An 18,479-nucleotide genomic window follows, 5' to 3' on the forward strand; every position below is an offset into this window, starting at 1 on the left:
TATTAGACTATAAAAATTATTTTTTTGTTCAATTTCATTTAACTTCTAATATTATATTTTGTAAATATATATTTTTTAAATTAGATAATAATATTGGATTCTCTGGATTGGATATATCATATATCAAAAGTCCATTCTCACCATCAGCTACATATAAATAATTTTCTCTAATATACCCTCCATAGCAAAAACCTTTTGTATCAACATTCGATAATAAAAGTGGTTTTTCTATGTTTGAAATATCTATTAATGAAAAGCCTTTTTCTCCTTTTGCATAAAATACTATATCATTATAAAGATGTACTCTTGCCCATTCTGATTCTATATCTAATTTTGATATTAATTTAGGATGTTTTTTATCTTTTACATTTATTATTTTTAATCCCTTTTCTCCATCAGCTAAATAAGCAGTATTATCCTTAACAACTACATTATAAGCAAACCCATCTGCGTCAAAGTAACTAACTAATTTTGGAATTTTAGAATCAGATACATCAACAATTACAAATCCATCATATCCCATTGGTATGTAAGCGTAATTATCCGCTACATATATTCTGCCAGAGGATCCTTTTAAATCAAGATAGCTTAAAGATTCTAAAGAATAATCTTCCCTAATTTTCGCAATTTCCATACCATTAGAGCCTTCAAGGATATATGCTATATCTTTATTTACAAAAATAGAATAGACTTTTCCAAATGTTTTCAATTTTGCTACTTTAACTGGATTTTTTATATCACTAATATCAGCTACGACAACACCATTAATCCAATCAGCTATATACGCATGCTTATCTCTCACATATAACCCAACAGCCCATCCTTCTGTATAAACATGATTAATAATTTTAGGATTTTTAGGATCTGAAACATCTATAATATACATACCTATTCCGCTTCCAGTTGTATAAATATATTTTTCAGTTATAGGATTTACTATTTTTTCTGTTTCTGAAGGTAAAACTTCTGTTATTGTTGATTCAATTGAAATAGTTGTACTTTCTACTGTTAATGGGGTTGATATTTCTGTAATCTCTTCTGTAATTAACAACTCTTTAGTTGAAAAATTCCAAATTGCACTTTCTCTTTTTTTATCTCCAGACTTTGCTACTACTTTCCAATAATATGTTTTCCCATAATCTACAGATACCTCATAAAATTGATAACCAAGATCCTGAGCAATCAATGTTAAATCATTTGGATTTATTCCAAAATATATATCAAACAAAGCTTCTTTACCCTCATATTTCCACTCAAAGGTAATATTTGTTTCTAAGTTTGTTGCACCATTTGTAGGTTGTGGCGCAAAAGGAACTCCTAATTCTTTAACCGATTTTGTTTGAAAAGCCCAAACTTCTCCATATCTAATTCCTCCATGACCATCTTTTGCAACAACTTTCCAATAATATCTAGCATCTTCTTTTAGATTTACTTCTATAAAGTTATCTTCAATATTTGTTGCTATAGGCTTCATTGTATCTATAGAACGACCTAAAAAAACATCATAATATATTTTATCTCCATCCAAATCTTCACATTTCCAACTTAAAGTTGTTGTTAAAGGAACATTAAGTGCTCCATCTCCAGGATTCGGCGAGTCTGGTTTTAAAGGTATAGCATTTTCCGTGGAAAAGAACCATATATCACTTTCAGTTGAATTTTTTTTATCTTTAGCTACTACCTTCCAATAATATGTTTTATTATAATTTAATACTTTAGAAAAAGAAGTTTCTTCTAAATTAGTAGCTATAGGAGTTAAATTGTTTTTATCAGTTGATAAATATATATCATATAATAAAGTATCTCCATTTGGATCTGTACCATTCCATGTAAAAATAGTATTTATTGGAACATCTACAGATCCATTTACAGGCGAATACAATTCCGGTATTGATGGTGGGTCATTTTTAAAAATAACAGGGATTAAAACTACACCTGTCATTATAATAATAAACGTTGATATTGCAAATATAATTAATTTTAATTTCAATTTTAATCACCCCTATTTTTTTATTCAATCAATATTTCTATAAATAAAAAGTTCTTTCCTAATTATATCAAAAAATGCCAACCAAAAAAGGTTGGCATTTGGTCGGGGCGACTGGACTTGAACCAGCGACCTTTTGCGCCCCATGCAAACGCGCTCCCATCTGCGCCACGCCCCGAGAACCGCAAAGTATTATATCATATTTTATTAACACAGTCAATATTATTAATTAAAATATATACTTAAACCCTCCATAAAAAATAGTTTATTGACTTTTTTATTTACATATTATATAATTTTAAAAAAGATTGGGAGTGAATAATATGATTATTAAAAATAAAAAAATAGAATATCTGTCCATATATCATAAAATTTTACCTATTATTTTTTTTTCATTCGTATATTTATCTTATAATATATTTATCAATGGATTTATTTCTATGGAAATTCAAGACTTTTTTAATATTCCTGATAAATTTCTTATGCTACTAAATATACCTGTATTTTTAGGTATAATATTAGGAATTTTTATATCCAACCTTTTTTTTAATAAAAAATATTTTATTGTTTTTATTTTAATTTCAATTTTAATAAATATATTAATTTTCTTTTTAAAAAATTTCTTTCTATTTTTACTTATTCGCTTTATAACTTCTATTGGATTAGGCGTATTAACAGGAAATATTTTGGCTTATTATCTTATATACGAAAATAACATTTCTTCCACTAAAGCAGGAATCCCCTTTGGAATTTTAGCAGCTGCTATATTAACATCTTTTTTTGTACATAAGTCTGGATGGGAGATTGCTATTTTATTTTTATTAACAGGAATATTTATATTAATAGGAATAAGTTTTTTATTTTCTTATATATTTACAAACAAAATTCATTCCACCAAATTTTTAAAGATTAATAAAAAATATCTACTAATCTTTTCTACGCTATTTTTTATTATTGGAATGAATTTTTATTTTTTGATTATGAACATAAAATACATCTTAATTATTAAACATTTTGATTATATTTTAATAAATTTATATTTAATTATTTTTCCAATCTTCATTATCTCGGGATATTTTATATCCGAATATCTATATAAAAATTTTAATAATAAAAATTCTATTTTATATATAATTTCATTTGTAATTTTTATTTCTATCTCTAATTTTTATATTCCTTCAGATTTCATAATGACCCTATTAATTTCTTTAAATTTATTGGCATTTACAATGATATGGAATATTACCTTTATATATTCATTAAATTTTTTTGATAGAAAATTCTATTTTTTCTTAACCAAATTGATGTTTATTATAACGTCTATTGGTGGTATAGTTTCTTCCATTCTTTCACACTTGTTCTATGAAAATTTATATGAAAAAATCCTTTTAACAATAACTTTTACATCAATCATATTTGCTTTAACTTTATTAATTTTATCCAAATATAATAACAGGAACAATCATTTCATAAAATGATAATCCACCATGTTTACCTTTTAAATGCACAAAGGAATTTCCATATTTATATACAAAACTATAATTACTTTTTGCTATCATTACAAAATCTCCAACTCTATCTCTGAATTTTAAATTTATTTTCTTCCCAAATAAATTTATTTTCTCTGCCTCTTCAATTTCAATTAAATTTCCAAAGTCTTTATATGTTGCATTAAAAAAATCTGAAAAATTTTTTTTGTTTTTTGTATAAAAATACATCATTCGCATTTCTCCTCCAGGGGGAATCCATAAATTCTTTGAAATATCACTTTCATTAGAAAATCTTATTTCCTTTATCAAAGGTGTTTCTAACATTCCATGATCAGATGTAATAATAATAGCTGTATCATCAAGTATTTTTTTATTTATCTTTGAAAGAAATTCTTCTTCTAACATTTTTAAAAACCAATATATTTGAGCTTTATATTTATAATCTTTTGCTCCATATTTATGTCCTATCCCATCTACATATCCATAATATGCAAATTGAAAAGATTTTTCACCATTATTACTATAGTTTTTTAATTTTTCATACACCATACCAAACATTTCAACTAATGATTTATAACCTTTTATATTACTTCCTTTATTGTGTATTTTGCTTAACCCACTATTAACTATATCAGAATGCGTATGAGTAAAAGATTTCACTCCTATTTCTTCTAAAATTTCATTTAGTGTTTTTACTTTTAATAGATCATTAACTAAATAAGGTTCAAAACTTCCTTTAATACCAAATAACGGAGAAAACTCTATCATATTTACCAAAGAACCTAATTCTTTTAAAAACAATATATATCCTAAGATTCCATGTTCAGCAGGTGTTTTTCCAGTCATGAATGTTGTAATTGCATTTGCTGTTGTAGACGGAAATACTGATGTTGCAGGAAGAAATTGATTTCTTCCTAAAAATTTAAATTCATTTTTTCTTTCATTTATAACTGACTTAAAAGTGTTATAACTCATCGCATCTACTAAAAATAAAACTACATGTTTTTTATCTTTAAATGGAATAGGATATGAGTTATAAAATGGCGTCCCTCCAAAATTTTCTATAATCCAATTAGTTATATTTAATATAGAATACTTTTCATAATGCGGAAGTATCCCCAGTCCTTCAATTTTATTGTTATAAATTTCCTTAAAAATTTTTTCCCACATATACTCAACCACTCTTTCATTTTTTATATATTAATATTTAATATAAAAATGCGTGTATCCCTCTATTGGAACTATCTCCTCTTCAATATTTTCAACCTGAGAAAATCCATTTCCATTTATAAGAAAATCTTTTAGACTTTCCAAATCTTTTTCATTCCCTTCTGCAAAAATCTCAACGCTTCCATCTGGCATATTCATAACATATCCTTTTAAATTTAATGACTCTGCTATTTTGTTTACAAACCATCTAAAACCTACCCCTTGCACTCGTCCATATACTTTATAACGTTTCGCTAACATTTTCACCCTCCATCTTCTCATATTTTTTCAAAAATAATCTATATTTATTTTACCATTTTTAATATAATATCGTCAAATTTTAGCTTTTTTCTGGTATACTATAGATATAAAAATAAATTTTTGAAAGGGGGAAGTTTTTTAACATGAAAATAAAATCATATGTTTCAATTTTATTCATGCTATTTTCAACATTTGTAATTGCAAACGTTCCATTATTTATAAACAGCCATGAAGAAGGTGTAAGTTTAATTAATTTCGAAAATTCTATAAACCCTAAGTTAATAGCTTCTTATCCAAATATTTTAAAAATTAAAGATCTACCTGTATTTTTCGATTCAGAGGTTACTTCTTTTTTGGTAAAAGATAATTATATTGTAATAGGCTTAAAATCTAATAAAATTTATTTTATTAATTTAAAAACAAATAATTTTAAATATTTTGAGCTAAAAAATTATCCTACACAAATAAAACAAGTTGAGAATGTTATATATGTCTCTGTATATAAAAGTGAAATTATCCCCTTTGAAATAATTGATAATGATATTGTCAAAAAAATTAGAATTAATTCTATTGGAGAAACATATGATTTTGAATTTGTTGATAATTATTTATATGTTGCAGATGGTATAAAAGGACTTGCTATTTATTCGAAAACAAATGGCACTTATAAATATATGAGACACTTAAAAACAGGTGGTGATGTTCAAAAGATTTATATTGACGGTTCATATCTATATACACTAGATGGGGCTAAAGGAATTTCAATTTTTGATATATCATTTAAGTTACTTCCATTTCTTGTAAAAACAGTGGACACTGGTGGAGGTGTAAATTCCATATTAAAATACAAAAACTATCTTTTTGCTACTGATAAATGGTATGGTTTAGAAGTATTTAAATTAAATGATATAAATAAACCTGTTGAAAATAAAAAAGAAAAAATTGAACCTATATTTAAGCATTATACTTTAAACACTCCTATTGATTTAAAAGTAATAAACAATAATTATTTAGTAGTTACAGATAATTGGGGAGGACTAGAAATTTTCAACATTTCTAATCCAGAAAAACCTGAATTAGTAAAAATATTTAATAATCATACAGATTTACAAGGAATTTATGCTAATAATAATTATTTATATGCAGCTGATAAAAAAGATGGATTAATTATCTTTGATATTAATAATCCCGAAAATCCTATAGAAATATCATCGAAAAAAACTTTAAATTTAAAATTATTACCTGTAAAACTAGAAAAAACTTTAAATGACGCTGTTAATGTTTATGCTAATAATGGTTTTGCTTATATTGCAGATAGACAAAATGGTTTTACAATATTTGATATCTCTAATATTAATGCTCCTGTTGTTTTATCAAATTATGTTGATGTAAAAGAAAATGATAATGTTATTTTAGGTTATACAAATAATTTTGTTATAGAAAATGACCTAGCTTTTATTGCTGATGGATATAAAGATTTAGTTATTTTAGATATATCAAATAAATCTAAACCTAAAATATTATCAATAAACAGAGTTACTGGAAGAACAATGGATTTAGCTAAAAAAGGTAATTATATTTATCTAGCTACTGATGACGTTGGTTTTGAAACATTTTATTTTGATGGAATTTTAGCAAAAAGATTGTCTCCAAAATTTAGAATAAATGGATTTGTTAAAGATATTGAGCTTAATGGTGATTACGCTTATGTTGCTGTAGATTGGAAATATAAAATGCTAAAAAATAACACTGTTCCTGTTGGGGAACCCGGAATTTATGTTATAAATATCAAAAATCCAGAAAATCCATTTATAGAGAAGAAAATTAATTTAAATAATATCGGTGTTCTAAATTTACATATATCAAAAAATATATTATTTGCATCTTTAGGAGAAAATGGGTTTGAATTAATTGATTTAAAAACTGGTAACGTATTATCTAAAGTAGATACTCCCGGTATTACAAAAGATTTATTTGCAAAAAATAACTATTTATATGTTGCAGACGGGAAAAATGGTTTAATGATTTTTGACATTAGTAACCCCAAAAATCCAAAATTTGTAAAAAAAATATTTTGGATGACTTTTGGAGAAATAAATTAGAAAAATTATGGATAGTTATTATAAAAAATATAGGCAGGTCATTTGACCTGCCTATATTTTTTATTGAATAATAGTTTTCATTATATCAGCTAATTCAATAAATGATTCTTTTAAGGAAGCCCCTCCAACTAACCCACCATCTATATTAGGTTTTGTAAATAATCCAAAATAATTGTTTGGTTTTACACTACCTCCATATAATATTGTTATAGATTCTGATGTTTCTTTATCATACATTTCTGATAATAATTTTCTTATATAAGCATGAACTTCTTCAGCTTGTTCTGGAGTTGCTACTTTACCTGTTCCAATAGCCCATATTGGTTCATAAGCTATAACAATTTTTTTAGCTTTTTCTTTATCCAAACCATAAAAACCTTCTTTTATTTGTCTTTCAACAACATTAAATGTTAGTCCCTTTTCTCTTTCTTCTGATTTTTCTCCTATACAAAAGATTGGTGTTAAATCTGTTTCTAATGCTTTTTTTATTTTTTTATTTATTACTTCATCTGTTTCGCCAAAAATATTTCTTCTTTCAGAATGACCTAAAATAACATATTCTACTCCTAATGATTTTAACATATCAGCTGATACTTCACCTGTATAAGCACCACTATCTTCAAAGTACATGTTTTGTGCCGAAACTTTAATATTTGTACTTGTTGTTAAATCTACAGCCTTTTCTAAAGCTAAATAAGTTGGAGCTATTACTATTTCAAATTTCTTTTCTTTACCAATATTAGCAGTCAATTTTGATATAAATTCTGCTGCTTCTAAATTCGTTTTGTTCATTTTCCAGTTTCCAGCTAATATATATTTTCTACTACCTATTTTTTTTTTAGAAGCAATACTTGCAATCCCTGGTAATTCCTTTCCTTCCAAAAACTCTAATGAAGCTCCACCACCTGTTGATACATGAGAAACTTTTCTTTCTAAACCAAATAATTCTATTGCTGCTGCACTATCTCCACCACCAATAATAGTTATAGCTCCTTCTTCTGTAATATCAGCAACCATCATAGCAACTTCTTTTGTTCCTGTTGCAAAATCTTCAATTTCGAAAACTCCCATAGGTCCATTCCATACAACAGTTTTCGCACCATTTAATTTATCCTTAAATAACTTAACGCTATCTGGTCCAATATCTAAACCCATCCAACTATTTTCTATACCATCATCAATTTTAATTATCTTTTTTTCAACACCTGCTTCTAATTTTTGGGCCACTATTGCGTCAACTGGTAAAACAATTTCCACGCCTTTTTTATCGGCTTTTTCTAATAATTCTTTAGCTAAATCTATTTTATCTTCCTCGAACCTTGATGAACCTATTTCTTTTCCTAATGCTTTTAAGAATGTAAACATCATAGCCCCACCAATTAAAATTTTATCGGCTTTTTCTAACAAATTATTAATAACTCCAATTTTATCTGAAACTTTAGCTCCACCTAAAATTACCACATAAGGCTTTTCAGGATTTGCTGTTGCTTTTGATAAAAATTTAATTTCTTTTTCCATTAAGAACCCAGCTACACTTGGTATAAATTGCGCAATACCCACATTTGAAGCATGTGCTCTATGAGCAGTACCAAAAGCATCGTTTACATGAATTTCTGCTAAATCAGCCCATTGTTTAGCTAATTCTAAATCATTTTTTGTTTCACCTTTCATATATCTTGTATTCTCTAATAATAATACTTCGCCTTCTTTTAAATTCTCAACAGCTTTTTTTACTTCTTCTCCTACCACTTCAGGAACAAATTTTACATCTTGGTTCAATAGTTCTGATAATCTTTCAGCTACTGGTTTTAATGAAAATTCTGGCTTTGGTTCTCCTTTTGGTCTTCCTAAATGTGATAATAATATAACCTTTGCACCTTCATTTAAAGCGTGTTTTATTGTTGGCAATGCCGCCTTTATTCTTTTATCGTTTGTTATTACACCATCTTTCATAGGAACATTAAAATCTACTCTCATTATAACTTTCTTATTCTTTAAAGAAATATCTTTAATTGTCATTTTTTCCATAAAAATCCCTCCTTTTTTATCATTAAAGGGGACTTAAAAAGTCCCCTTACCATCCTCTTTATATTAACTCAGACATTTTTTCTGCTAAATCTACAACTCTTGCTGAGTATCCATATTCATTATCATACCATGAAGCAACTTTAACTAATGTACCATCCATAACTTTTGTTAATGTTGAATCAAAAATACCAGAGAATGTTGTACCTATAATATCTGAAGAAACTATTGGATCTTCATTGTATCCTAAAATACCTTTTAAATATGTCTCTGCTGCTTCTTTCATTACAGCATTTACTTCTTCTGCAGTTGTTTCTTTTTCAACAGTAACTGTTAAATCAGTAATTGAGCCATCTGGCGTTGGTACTCTCATTGCAATACCATCTAATTTTCCTTTTAATTCAGGAATAACTATACCTACAGCTTTTGCAGCCCCTGTTGTTGTTGGGATAATATTAACAGCTGCAGCTCTTGCCCTTCTTAAATCACTATGAGGTAAATCTAATACTCTTTGATCATTTGTAAATGAATGAACTGTAGTTAATAATCCTGTTTTAACACCAAACTTTTCATTTAACACTTTAATTACTGGAGCAATTGAATTTGTTGTACATGATGCATTTGAAACTACCACATGATCTTTTGACAATAATTCATCATTTACACCTAAAACAACAGTTAAGTCAACTTCGCCTTTTGCTGGAGCTGTAATTATAACCTTTTTAGCTCCTGCTTCAATATGTGGCATAGCTTTTTCTTTATTTCTAAATACACCTGTTGATTCAATAACAATATCTACTCCTAATTCACCCCATGGTAAGTTAGCAGGATTCTTTTCAGCGAATACCTTTATTTCTTTTCCATTAACAACAAATCCACTTTCAACAACTTCAACAGTACCATCAAATTTCCCATGAACACTATCATATTTTAATAAATGGGCTAATGTTTTTGGATCTGTTAAATCATTAATAGCAACTACTTCTAAATTTTCTCTTTTCATCATTTCCCTAAATACTACTCTCCCAATTCTCCCAAAACCGTTAATAGCAATTTTAATAGCCATTAATAACACCTCCTAATTTATAATAAATATTTGTTATTTTTTTCTCTAACTTATTATACCCTTTATATTTAAATGTAATATTTTACTATTATAAACTTTTATATATGATTATATTTAAATATTGTTAATTACATTCCTAAATTTAATCCACCCAAATATTTTTGAGATATTTTTTCTGTTTCTTCTTCTTTATATTCCTTTGCTTTCTTTATTGCCTCATTTGTAGCAGCAATAATCATATCTTTTATAATTTCAAATTCCTCATCTGCTAATTCGTCAGAAATAATTATATCTTTCACTCTTAAATCTCCAGTAACTATAGCCTTAACAACTCCACCTCCACTAGTAGCATCAAATTCTTTAATGGCTAATTCATTTTCGAATTGCTTTAACTCTTGTTCCATTATTTCTTGAGTTTTTTGCGCTTCTTGCATTAGTTTCATAATATCATTCTTTTTTCCTCCAGATGATTTTAAACTTCTTCCACCTAACCCTCTAATTTTTTTAGCCATTTAAATACCCCTTTCTTCTTTTTTTTTCAGTTATATTATACCATAAATCTCAAATTTTAATGATTATGTTTAAATAAATTAAAAATTCTCCTTTTTATATGAAATTTTTTTCACTCTTTTTAGAAAAAATTTCTATTGCTATTTCATAAAACAAAGCCGCCTCCATCGAGGCGGCCAATTATTTATATTAATATGCTGGCATATCTGGCATTTCAGGTGCTTTTTCTTCTTTTGGTTCATCTACTACTAATACTTCTGTTGTTAATAACATTGAAGCTATTGAAGAAGCATTTTGAACAGCACTTCTTGTAACCTTTGCAGGATCAATAATACCTTTTTCGAACATATCTACAAATTCATCATTTAATGCATCATAACCATATGATGCTTCATCTTTAGCTAATACTCTATCAATTATTATTGCACCATCTACGCCTGCATTTAATGCAATTTGTCTGATTGGAGCTTCTAATGCATTATAAACAACTTTTGCACCTATTAATTCGTCACCTTCTAATTCATTTAATAAAGATTCAATTCCTTTTTTAGCTCTTAATAAGGTTACTCCACCACCTGGAACAATACCTTCTTCTACAGCTGCTCTTGTTGCTGATAAAGCATCTTCAATCCTGTGTTTCTTTTCTTTTAATTCTGTTTCTGTTGCAGCACCTACTTTAATTACTGCAACACCGCCAGCCATTTTTGCAAGTCTTTCTTGTAATGTTTCTTTTTCATATTCTGATGTTGTATTTTCAATTTGAGCTTTTAATTGTTTTATTCTTTCTTTTATTGTTTCTTCGTCACCTTTTCCTCCAACGATAATTGTATCGTCTTTTCTAATTTTTACAACATCTGCTCTACCTAAATCATTTAATGTAATATTTTCTAATGTTAATCCTACTTCTTCACTAATTACAACTCCACCTGTTAATATTGCTATATCTTGCAACATTGCTTTTCTTCTATCACCAAAACCAGGTGCTTTAACAGCTACTGATTCTAATGTTCCTCTTAATTTATTTAATACTAATGTTGATAATGCTTCACCTTCAACATCTTCTGCGATAATTACTAATGGTTTTCCTGCTTGAGCAACTTTTTCTAATACAGGAATTAATGGTTTTACAGTTGATATTTTTTTATCTGTAATTAAAATATATGGTTCTTTCATTATTGCTTCCATTTTTTCTGTATCTGTTACAAAATATGGAGAAATATATCCTCTATCAAATTGCATACCTTCTGTAAATTCTACGAATGTTTCCATTGTTTTTGAATCTTCAACAGTAATTACTCCATCTTCACCAACTTTATCCATAGCATCTGCAATTAATTTACCTATTTGTTCATTATTTGCTGATATAGATGCAACATGTGCAATATCATCTTTGCTTGATAATTTTTTACTCATTTTCTTTACTTCTTCAACAGCTTTTTCTGCTGCTTTTTGAATCCCATTTTTCATTAACATTGGATTTGCACCAGCAGCTACGTTTTTTAAGCCTTCTCTAATCATTGCTTGTGCTAATACTGTAGCTGTTGTTGTACCATCACCAGCAACGTCATTAGTTTTTGAAGCTACTTCTTTAACTAATTGAGCACCTAAATTTTCAAATTTATCTTTTAATTCTATTTCCTTTGCAATTGAAACACCATCATTTGTAATTGTTGGAGAACCCCAGCTTTTTTCTAAAACTACATTTCTACCTTTTGGTCCTAAAGTTATTTTAACAGCATTTGCTACTTTATCTACACCTCTTTCAAGAGACCTTCTTGCTTCTTCTGAAAACATCATCATTTTAGCCATTTCACAACACCTCCTTAGTCTTCATATTTTGCTAAAATATCGTCTACGTCAATTAAAATATAATCTTCATCATCAACTTTAATTTCTGTTCCAGAATATTTAGCAAAAATTACGTGATCCCCTACATTAATTTCTACATCGTCATCTATATTTCCAATAGCAACAACTTCTGCTCTCATAGGTTTTTCTTTTGCTGTATCTGGTAAAACAATTCCACCTTCTGTTTTTTTCTCTTCAATAACAGGTTTTATTAATAATCTGTTACCTAATGGTCTTACTTTCATCAATATCACCCTCCTTACTTATTTTTGTTTTAGCAATCAAAGTGTCCGAGTGCTAATTTCCATTGATATGATACTCCTTCTTGAAAAAATATTCAAGTCCTATTATGCGCTATTATTTCTAATTAAATAAAATTATTATGGATTATAGCTTTTATTCTTTTATTTTTTTTATATTTTATCTTTTTTCCAAATTACTTTATGACTACTATCATCAAAAATTTCCTCAATATCCTCAGGAACAGTTAAATGTTTTTCATATTTCTCAATAACTTCAGTGATCAAATCTTTTGGTAATGACGATATTACCCATAAATCACTTAGTAAAATTCTATTATTTTTTACTGGAGCTTTAATAATAGAACTTTCTATAGCTTTTAGGAATATTGATAGATCTTCTTCTTTATAAAAACCTTTTCCAGTATCTGATCCATAATTAATAGGCATATTATCTCCTCCTTTACAAATTATAATTATCATAGTATTATAACATTGATTAATTTCTTTTAAATTAACTATATCTATATAAATTTTTTGAGTTTTAAATACAATTCTATTTAAAAATAAAAATATTTTAGACTTCTATATAAAAACAATTTAAAAAAGGAGGTAATTATGTATCTCTACCATTACGAAAAAAAACCTATTAACTATAAAAAATATAATGAATATGACTATATCGTTCTTAAATTTCCTGTAAATTATTATACTCATTACACAGAAAATAAGAATGTTTATGTTCATTTATTTGAGCCTAAAAACATACGTGGAGATATAATATTTCTGCATGGAATTGGTAATAAAAATATACCATATTTAGAATGGTATGCTAGATTTTTTAAAAAACACGGTTACAGAACATCAGTAGTAATATTACCTTATCATCTTCTAAGGACTCCCAAGGGTATGAACGGCGGAGAGCCATTTTACTCTGCTAATCCTAATAAATGTGTTTTAGAATTTCATAACGCTGTTAAAGATGTTAGAAGAACAATCGATTTAATAGAAAATTTTAATAATTATAATAAAAATAATTTATTTCTTTTCGGACTTTCTTTTGGTGGGATTATAGGTACTATGGCATTGGCATTGGATAAACGAATAAAAAAGGGCATTTTAATGATTACTGGCGGAAATTGGCGTTGGATCAACTTTCATTCTCCGTATACATATAAAGTTAGAGAAGAGTATAAAACTACCGGAAATGCATACGGGTGTAACTCTGAAGATTTTTGTATTAAATATTTTAGAAAAAATCCTGTAGATTTTGTGTCAAATAATTTTCAAACTATAGATGATATTTTTACCAAGGCTCCTATTCCATGTTATTCATATGATCCTATCTCTTTTGCAAAATTCGTCAATCAACCTATATTATTTATCAGAGGAATTTTTGATAAAATAATTCCAAAGGAATCTACAGAAGATTTAATTTCTCTATTACCAAATGTATCCGTTCAAAAAATTCCAACTGGACATAAAAGTAGCATATTATTTAAAAAATTAGTCGGAAGAAATATCTTAATTTTTTTACAAAATAATACCTAATCAAATGATTGGAAGTCTTATCTGATTATTAAATATTATATAAAAAACTTAGAATCAATAAAATTATTGATTCTAAGTTTTTAGCATTTTTCACACAATAAATGGTTATATTAAATTTTTATTCATAAATTATTTTATAAAATAATTTATCAAATGATTATCAACAAAATCTTCCCATAATAATTGTATATCAATAGAATTCGTTTCTATTGATATATACATCCCAAGTGAATCTAACATTATAAATATTTTTTGAGCCAAAAGATTAGCATTAATATTTTTTCTTACAATTCCGTTTTCTTGCATTTCTTTAATTTTTTTCTCAATATAAATTATTGTTTTTTTTAAAAAGATATCCATTATTTTTTTTATTTTTTTATTTAACATTGATTGCAAAAAAAAGTCAATTAAAAATTTTTGCATTTGTTTATTATTTTTATATTCATTAATATAAATCAACCCTAATTCTCTAACAACATCAATTCCAGAAATTTCAAAAGATTTTAATGCATCATTAAATTCAGACTCAAAATAGTCTAAAACATTTATATACAGCTCTTCTTTACTTTTGAAATAATGATATATTGCTCCCTTTGATACCCCAGCAACTTCTTTTATTTTATTCATACTGGCTTTTTGATAACCTTCTTCTGAAAAAACTTTAAAAGCTGCTTTCAATATTTTTGCATATGTTTCTTCCATTATTATTCCTCCAAGACCCAACTTTATATATAATTTCTTTAACCCACAAGCTAACATTTTCCCTTTCTTTAATATTTCTTTTTAATCATATATAACGCATACTTTCATCTTTTTACCCTCTTTTATTAGATTTTTCATAACTGAGAATCGAGGTAATCACAAATATTGTAATTAAATAACTAAAAATTACTCCTAAAAGTAATAAAAATCCAAATCCTATAAAACCTCTATATTTAGCTAATATAAACGAACCAAAAGCTGCTCCTGTGGTTAATGTTGTCATAGTTATCGCTTTTCCAGTACTCATTAATGCCTTTTTTATATTTTTCTCTCTCCTGTATCTATGTATAAGATGAATTCCATCATCTACTCCTATACCTATTATTAAAGGAAGTGCTATAATATTTACTACATTAAATTTAATATTAAACCACCCCATTACTCCTAGAATTAAAATAATAGATAATACCATTGGCAACATACTTATAATTGCGTATTTTAAGCTTTTCATATCAAATAATAATACTATAAAAATAAAGATTATAGTTAATATTAATATTTTTTTCCCTTCACTAGCAGATATCTGAATTACTTTTAAGAAAACCAATGCTGTTCCACTAACTTTATCTATATTCAATTTGTTTAATTGATTAAAATATTTTTTTGATAATCAACATTCCATATATCTCCATTAGAATATGCTGTGGTTAAAATCTTTCCATTCTCTCCTAAATAATTAGATTTTATTTCTTCAGGTAACTTTTCAATTGTAATTAATTCTGTAGAATTCAAATTTTCTCTTAAATCACTAATTGTTTGGATTATAACATTTTGCAGTTTTATAAAATTTTCAATTTTTTTATTAGATATTTTTATTAAAACCCCACTTTTTACTATATCCTTTAATTTATTCGAGAGATCCTTATAACCTAACAAATTTAATGATAATGCTGTTTTTGTTAAATTAAAATTAAGTTTATTAATTTCAGACTTTAATTTTTTTATATCTAATTCTTTTTTCTCTAAATTCATATTTTTTATCTCATAAGCATTTTTTAAACCTACTACTTGAGAAGCTGTTTCAGGTAAATATAAAGATATACTATCTATTTGAGAAAATATCTTTATATTTTTTAATTTATTATATAAATCTTTTGCTTCAACTAAATCATCGCTAATGAAAATAGTATTATCTGGAGAAAAATTAAATTCTTTCAAAATTTTATCATTTAATTCTATACTTTCTAAACCTTTTGCCTCTATATTCATCATATTTTTATCAAAATCAACGTTTTTAATTTTAAGTACTGATAGTAATACAAAAATAATAATTAATATTATAGATAATTTTCTATATTTATTTACATCATAATTAATAACAAATACTTTTCCTGGATTTTTGTATTTATTACCAAACATTTTTAATATAGCTGTTAATCCAAATATTTCAGCTAATAAAGTAAAGATTATACCAGAAGATAAAACTATTCCAAATTCTCTAAATCCCGGAAATGAACTAATTGCAAAAATCCCTATACCAATAGCAGTTGTAATAGCACCAGCTATAACACCTCTAATATTTTTCTCAAATACTCCTTTTAATGTTTCTACCTTTGATAACCCCTTATTTCTTAATTCTATATATAATGAAATAATATGTATAGAATAATCAATACCTAAACCCGCTAAAATCGCACCCATCATAACAGTCATAATATTTAATGAACCTATTGTTATTTTTGTAAACCCTAAAGTCCATATAATTCCAAAAATAAGCGGGATAGCCGATAAAAACGTATATCTAAAACTCCTAAAGCCAAGCATAAAAATAATCAATATTAAAATTAAAGAAACCGTTGTAGCAATAGCCATATCTCTTTCTGTCATAACCATTTCATCTCTTGCAATAACCAATGTTCCTGTTAATCCTGCTTTCACATTATAATTTACTGCACTTTCTTTAACTATATTTTCTACAGAATTTACCAATTCTACAACTTTATTTATATCATTAGAACTAATTGTTGGTCTTATAATTATCATACCAAACTTTCCACTTTTTGAAAGTAAATATTTTTCTCCAAATAAAAAATTTAAAAATTCATTTTTTAATTTTCCCAAATCTTCCTCATTCATAGATATTAATAGATTATTAAATGAATTTATCATATAATCAAACTGTTGTTTTTCATGTTCATTTATTCTATATCCGCCTTCCGGTTCTTCAAACATCTCATTTAAAGATTCAAAAAAATCTGCTATATTATTTGATGAATATACTTTTTTCAAAAATATTTGTTCTTCATTTGGAGATAATAAAAAAATGTTTTTTGAAATAAAATCAATTGGGTTTTTATAAAATATAGCATCAACGTAATCAATATTTTTTAATTTTTCAGATATATCTTCAATATAATTAATAATATTTTCCCTTGATCCTTCTATTCCAATTATTATACTATCAACACTTTTAAAGCTTTTTGTTGCTTCTTCATATACCTTTACATATGGATCTTTTGAAGGTAATAAATCTAAAAATCCTGGCCTAATTTCCAATGAAAAAGTTAGAATTATAGATATAATTGTTAATCCTAAAACAAAAATAAATATGCCTTTTGAATGTTTGATAACAAAATCTCCCAATTTTTTCATAAAATCCCTCCTTAAAATATCACCGACCGATTGGTCGGTGATATTTTAACTCTGGAATGTTACAGAATATTATATTTATATTATACAATTTATTTTATTAAAAGCACCTGGTATATTCAATACTCTTTCTACTTCTTTAATTGATTTTTCTATAGATTTTTCAAAAGAATTCCCCATTAAATTATAATGAATAAAAAAAGCATCAAAAATATCTCCTAATCCAATTGAATATTTTGCCTTCTTACCATTGCTATGATAAATTTTATTATTATAAATTACTCCGTCTTTACCCATTTTTATTACATTACATTTTCTGATTTTACACTCTTTACTATTTCCAATAGTAAAAGAATTTTTAAGAATATTTTTAGAAATAAAAGGTCTTGGACCAATATCAAAAAAAACTCTATCATAATTCATCTTTTCAATTTTAATTAACATATTTCGCGAAAGTTCCGTTGTTATTACTGCAATATTAGATTTTTTTTCTATTTTTCCAAAATCATTATCATTAATTTTTCTTTCAACAGCTATTGGTTTTTCATTTTTAGAAATAAAAGTTGCTGTTTTACCTGATACTTTTTGCAATTTAAAAGGGATTATTTCTTCTAGATATCTTCCTTTAAAATCTTTTCCAATAAAAGCATTTAATGTTATTTCATACCCTAATTTAAATAGAGTATAAGCAATATTAAATCCAGATCCACCAGGGATTTCTATAATTTCAGAATTATGTACTTCATCACCTACTATGTAAATGTCATAAAATATCGCTCCATAAACATCTATTTTCATTTCATCACCTCAACATAAAAAGTCCCCAATTCGGGGACTTTT

16 protein-coding genes and 1 tRNA gene are annotated in these 18,479 nt (G+C 26.3%); 3 read left to right on the forward strand and 14 right to left on the reverse strand.

Going from position 1 to position 18,479, the window contains the following annotated elements; translation table 11 throughout:
- Window positions 1-34: 34 nt before the first annotated feature.
- Complete coding sequence (locus ACYQ44_RS06490) at window positions 35-1,990, reverse strand: hypothetical protein (protein WP_459996103.1); 1,956 nt, start codon at window positions 1,988-1,990, stop codon at window positions 35-37.
- A 99-nt stretch (window positions 1,991-2,089) separates the two neighbouring features.
- Window positions 2,090-2,165: transfer RNA gene (locus tag ACYQ44_RS06495), tRNA-Pro, on the reverse strand.
- Window positions 2,166-2,310: 145 nt separating this feature from the next.
- Here ACYQ44_RS06495 and ACYQ44_RS06500 point away from each other — a divergent pair.
- Window positions 2,311-3,465: a hypothetical protein gene (locus ACYQ44_RS06500; protein ID WP_459996104.1), complete on the forward strand. Its 1,155-nt coding sequence runs from the start codon at window positions 2,311-2,313 to the stop codon at window positions 3,463-3,465.
- On the opposite strand, the gene ACYQ44_RS06505 is transcribed toward ACYQ44_RS06500, so the two are convergent.
- A complete protein-coding gene (locus ACYQ44_RS06505) occupies window positions 3,424-4,647 on the reverse strand; it encodes an alkaline phosphatase family protein (protein WP_459996106.1) in 1,224 nt (407 codons plus the stop codon). The genes ACYQ44_RS06500 and ACYQ44_RS06505 overlap by 42 nt on opposite strands.
- Window positions 4,648-4,677: 30 nt before the next feature.
- Window positions 4,678-4,947 (reverse strand): acylphosphatase, encoded by a 270-nt coding sequence (locus ACYQ44_RS06510; RefSeq protein WP_459996108.1) that lies wholly within the window; start codon window positions 4,945-4,947, stop codon window positions 4,678-4,680.
- 143 nt (window positions 4,948-5,090) lie between these two features.
- On the opposite strand from ACYQ44_RS06510, the gene ACYQ44_RS06515 reads away from it, so the two are divergent.
- Complete coding sequence (locus tag ACYQ44_RS06515) at window positions 5,091-7,049, forward strand: LVIVD repeat-containing protein (protein ID WP_459996109.1); 1,959 nt, start codon at window positions 5,091-5,093, stop codon at window positions 7,047-7,049.
- A gap of 60 nt (window positions 7,050-7,109) precedes the next feature.
- On the opposite strand, the gene tpiA is transcribed toward ACYQ44_RS06515, so the two are convergent.
- From tpiA to ACYQ44_RS06545, 6 genes are all read right to left on the reverse strand, one after another.
- Complete coding sequence (gene tpiA / locus ACYQ44_RS06520) at window positions 7,110-9,077, reverse strand: triose-phosphate isomerase (RefSeq protein WP_459996110.1); 1,968 nt, start codon at window positions 9,075-9,077, stop codon at window positions 7,110-7,112.
- 58 nt (window positions 9,078-9,135) lie between these two features.
- Window positions 9,136-10,140, reverse strand: coding sequence for a type I glyceraldehyde-3-phosphate dehydrogenase (gene gap / locus ACYQ44_RS06525; RefSeq protein ID WP_459996112.1), 1,005 nt, complete (start codon window positions 10,138-10,140; stop codon window positions 9,136-9,138).
- Window positions 10,141-10,268: 128 nt separating this feature from the next.
- Window positions 10,269-10,652: a YbaB/EbfC family nucleoid-associated protein gene (locus ACYQ44_RS06530; protein WP_459996113.1), complete on the reverse strand. Its 384-nt coding sequence runs from the start codon at window positions 10,650-10,652 to the stop codon at window positions 10,269-10,271.
- A gap of 187 nt (window positions 10,653-10,839) precedes the next feature.
- Window positions 10,840-12,459: a chaperonin GroEL gene (groL, locus tag ACYQ44_RS06535; RefSeq protein ID WP_459996114.1), complete on the reverse strand. Its 1,620-nt coding sequence runs from the start codon at window positions 12,457-12,459 to the stop codon at window positions 10,840-10,842.
- A 14-nt stretch (window positions 12,460-12,473) separates the two neighbouring features.
- Window positions 12,474-12,743, reverse strand: coding sequence for a co-chaperone GroES (gene groES / locus ACYQ44_RS06540; RefSeq protein ID WP_459996116.1), 270 nt, complete (start codon window positions 12,741-12,743; stop codon window positions 12,474-12,476).
- Window positions 12,744-12,911: 168 nt separating this feature from the next.
- Window positions 12,912-13,187: a hypothetical protein gene (locus tag ACYQ44_RS06545; RefSeq protein ID WP_459996118.1), complete on the reverse strand. Its 276-nt coding sequence runs from the start codon at window positions 13,185-13,187 to the stop codon at window positions 12,912-12,914.
- A 168-nt stretch (window positions 13,188-13,355) separates the two neighbouring features.
- Between ACYQ44_RS06545 and ACYQ44_RS06550 the strand changes: the two genes are divergently transcribed.
- Entirely contained in the window at window positions 13,356-14,288 is a 933-nt protein-coding gene (locus ACYQ44_RS06550) for an alpha/beta hydrolase family protein (protein WP_459996120.1), read from the forward strand.
- A gap of 129 nt (window positions 14,289-14,417) precedes the next feature.
- Here ACYQ44_RS06550 and ACYQ44_RS06555 read toward each other — a convergent pair whose 3' ends face one another.
- From ACYQ44_RS06555 to ACYQ44_RS06570, 4 genes are all read right to left on the reverse strand, one after another.
- Window positions 14,418-14,990 (reverse strand): TetR/AcrR family transcriptional regulator, encoded by a 573-nt coding sequence (locus tag ACYQ44_RS06555; protein WP_459996122.1) that lies wholly within the window; start codon window positions 14,988-14,990, stop codon window positions 14,418-14,420.
- 112 nt (window positions 14,991-15,102) lie between these two features.
- Window positions 15,103-15,627 carry an MMPL family transporter gene (locus ACYQ44_RS06560; protein ID WP_459996123.1) on the reverse strand — a complete coding sequence of 175 codons (525 nt, stop codon included), beginning with the start codon at window positions 15,625-15,627 and terminating at the stop codon, window positions 15,103-15,105.
- A 5-nt stretch (window positions 15,628-15,632) separates the two neighbouring features.
- Window positions 15,633-17,642 carry an MMPL family transporter gene (locus ACYQ44_RS06565; RefSeq protein ID WP_459996124.1) on the reverse strand — a complete coding sequence of 670 codons (2,010 nt, stop codon included), beginning with the start codon at window positions 17,640-17,642 and terminating at the stop codon, window positions 15,633-15,635.
- 75 nt (window positions 17,643-17,717) lie between these two features.
- A complete protein-coding gene (locus ACYQ44_RS06570) occupies window positions 17,718-18,437 on the reverse strand; it encodes a carbohydrate kinase family protein (protein WP_459996125.1) in 720 nt (239 codons plus the stop codon).
- Window positions 18,438-18,479 lie beyond the last annotated feature (42 nt).

It is taken from the genome of Marinitoga arctica, assembly GCF_054657315.1.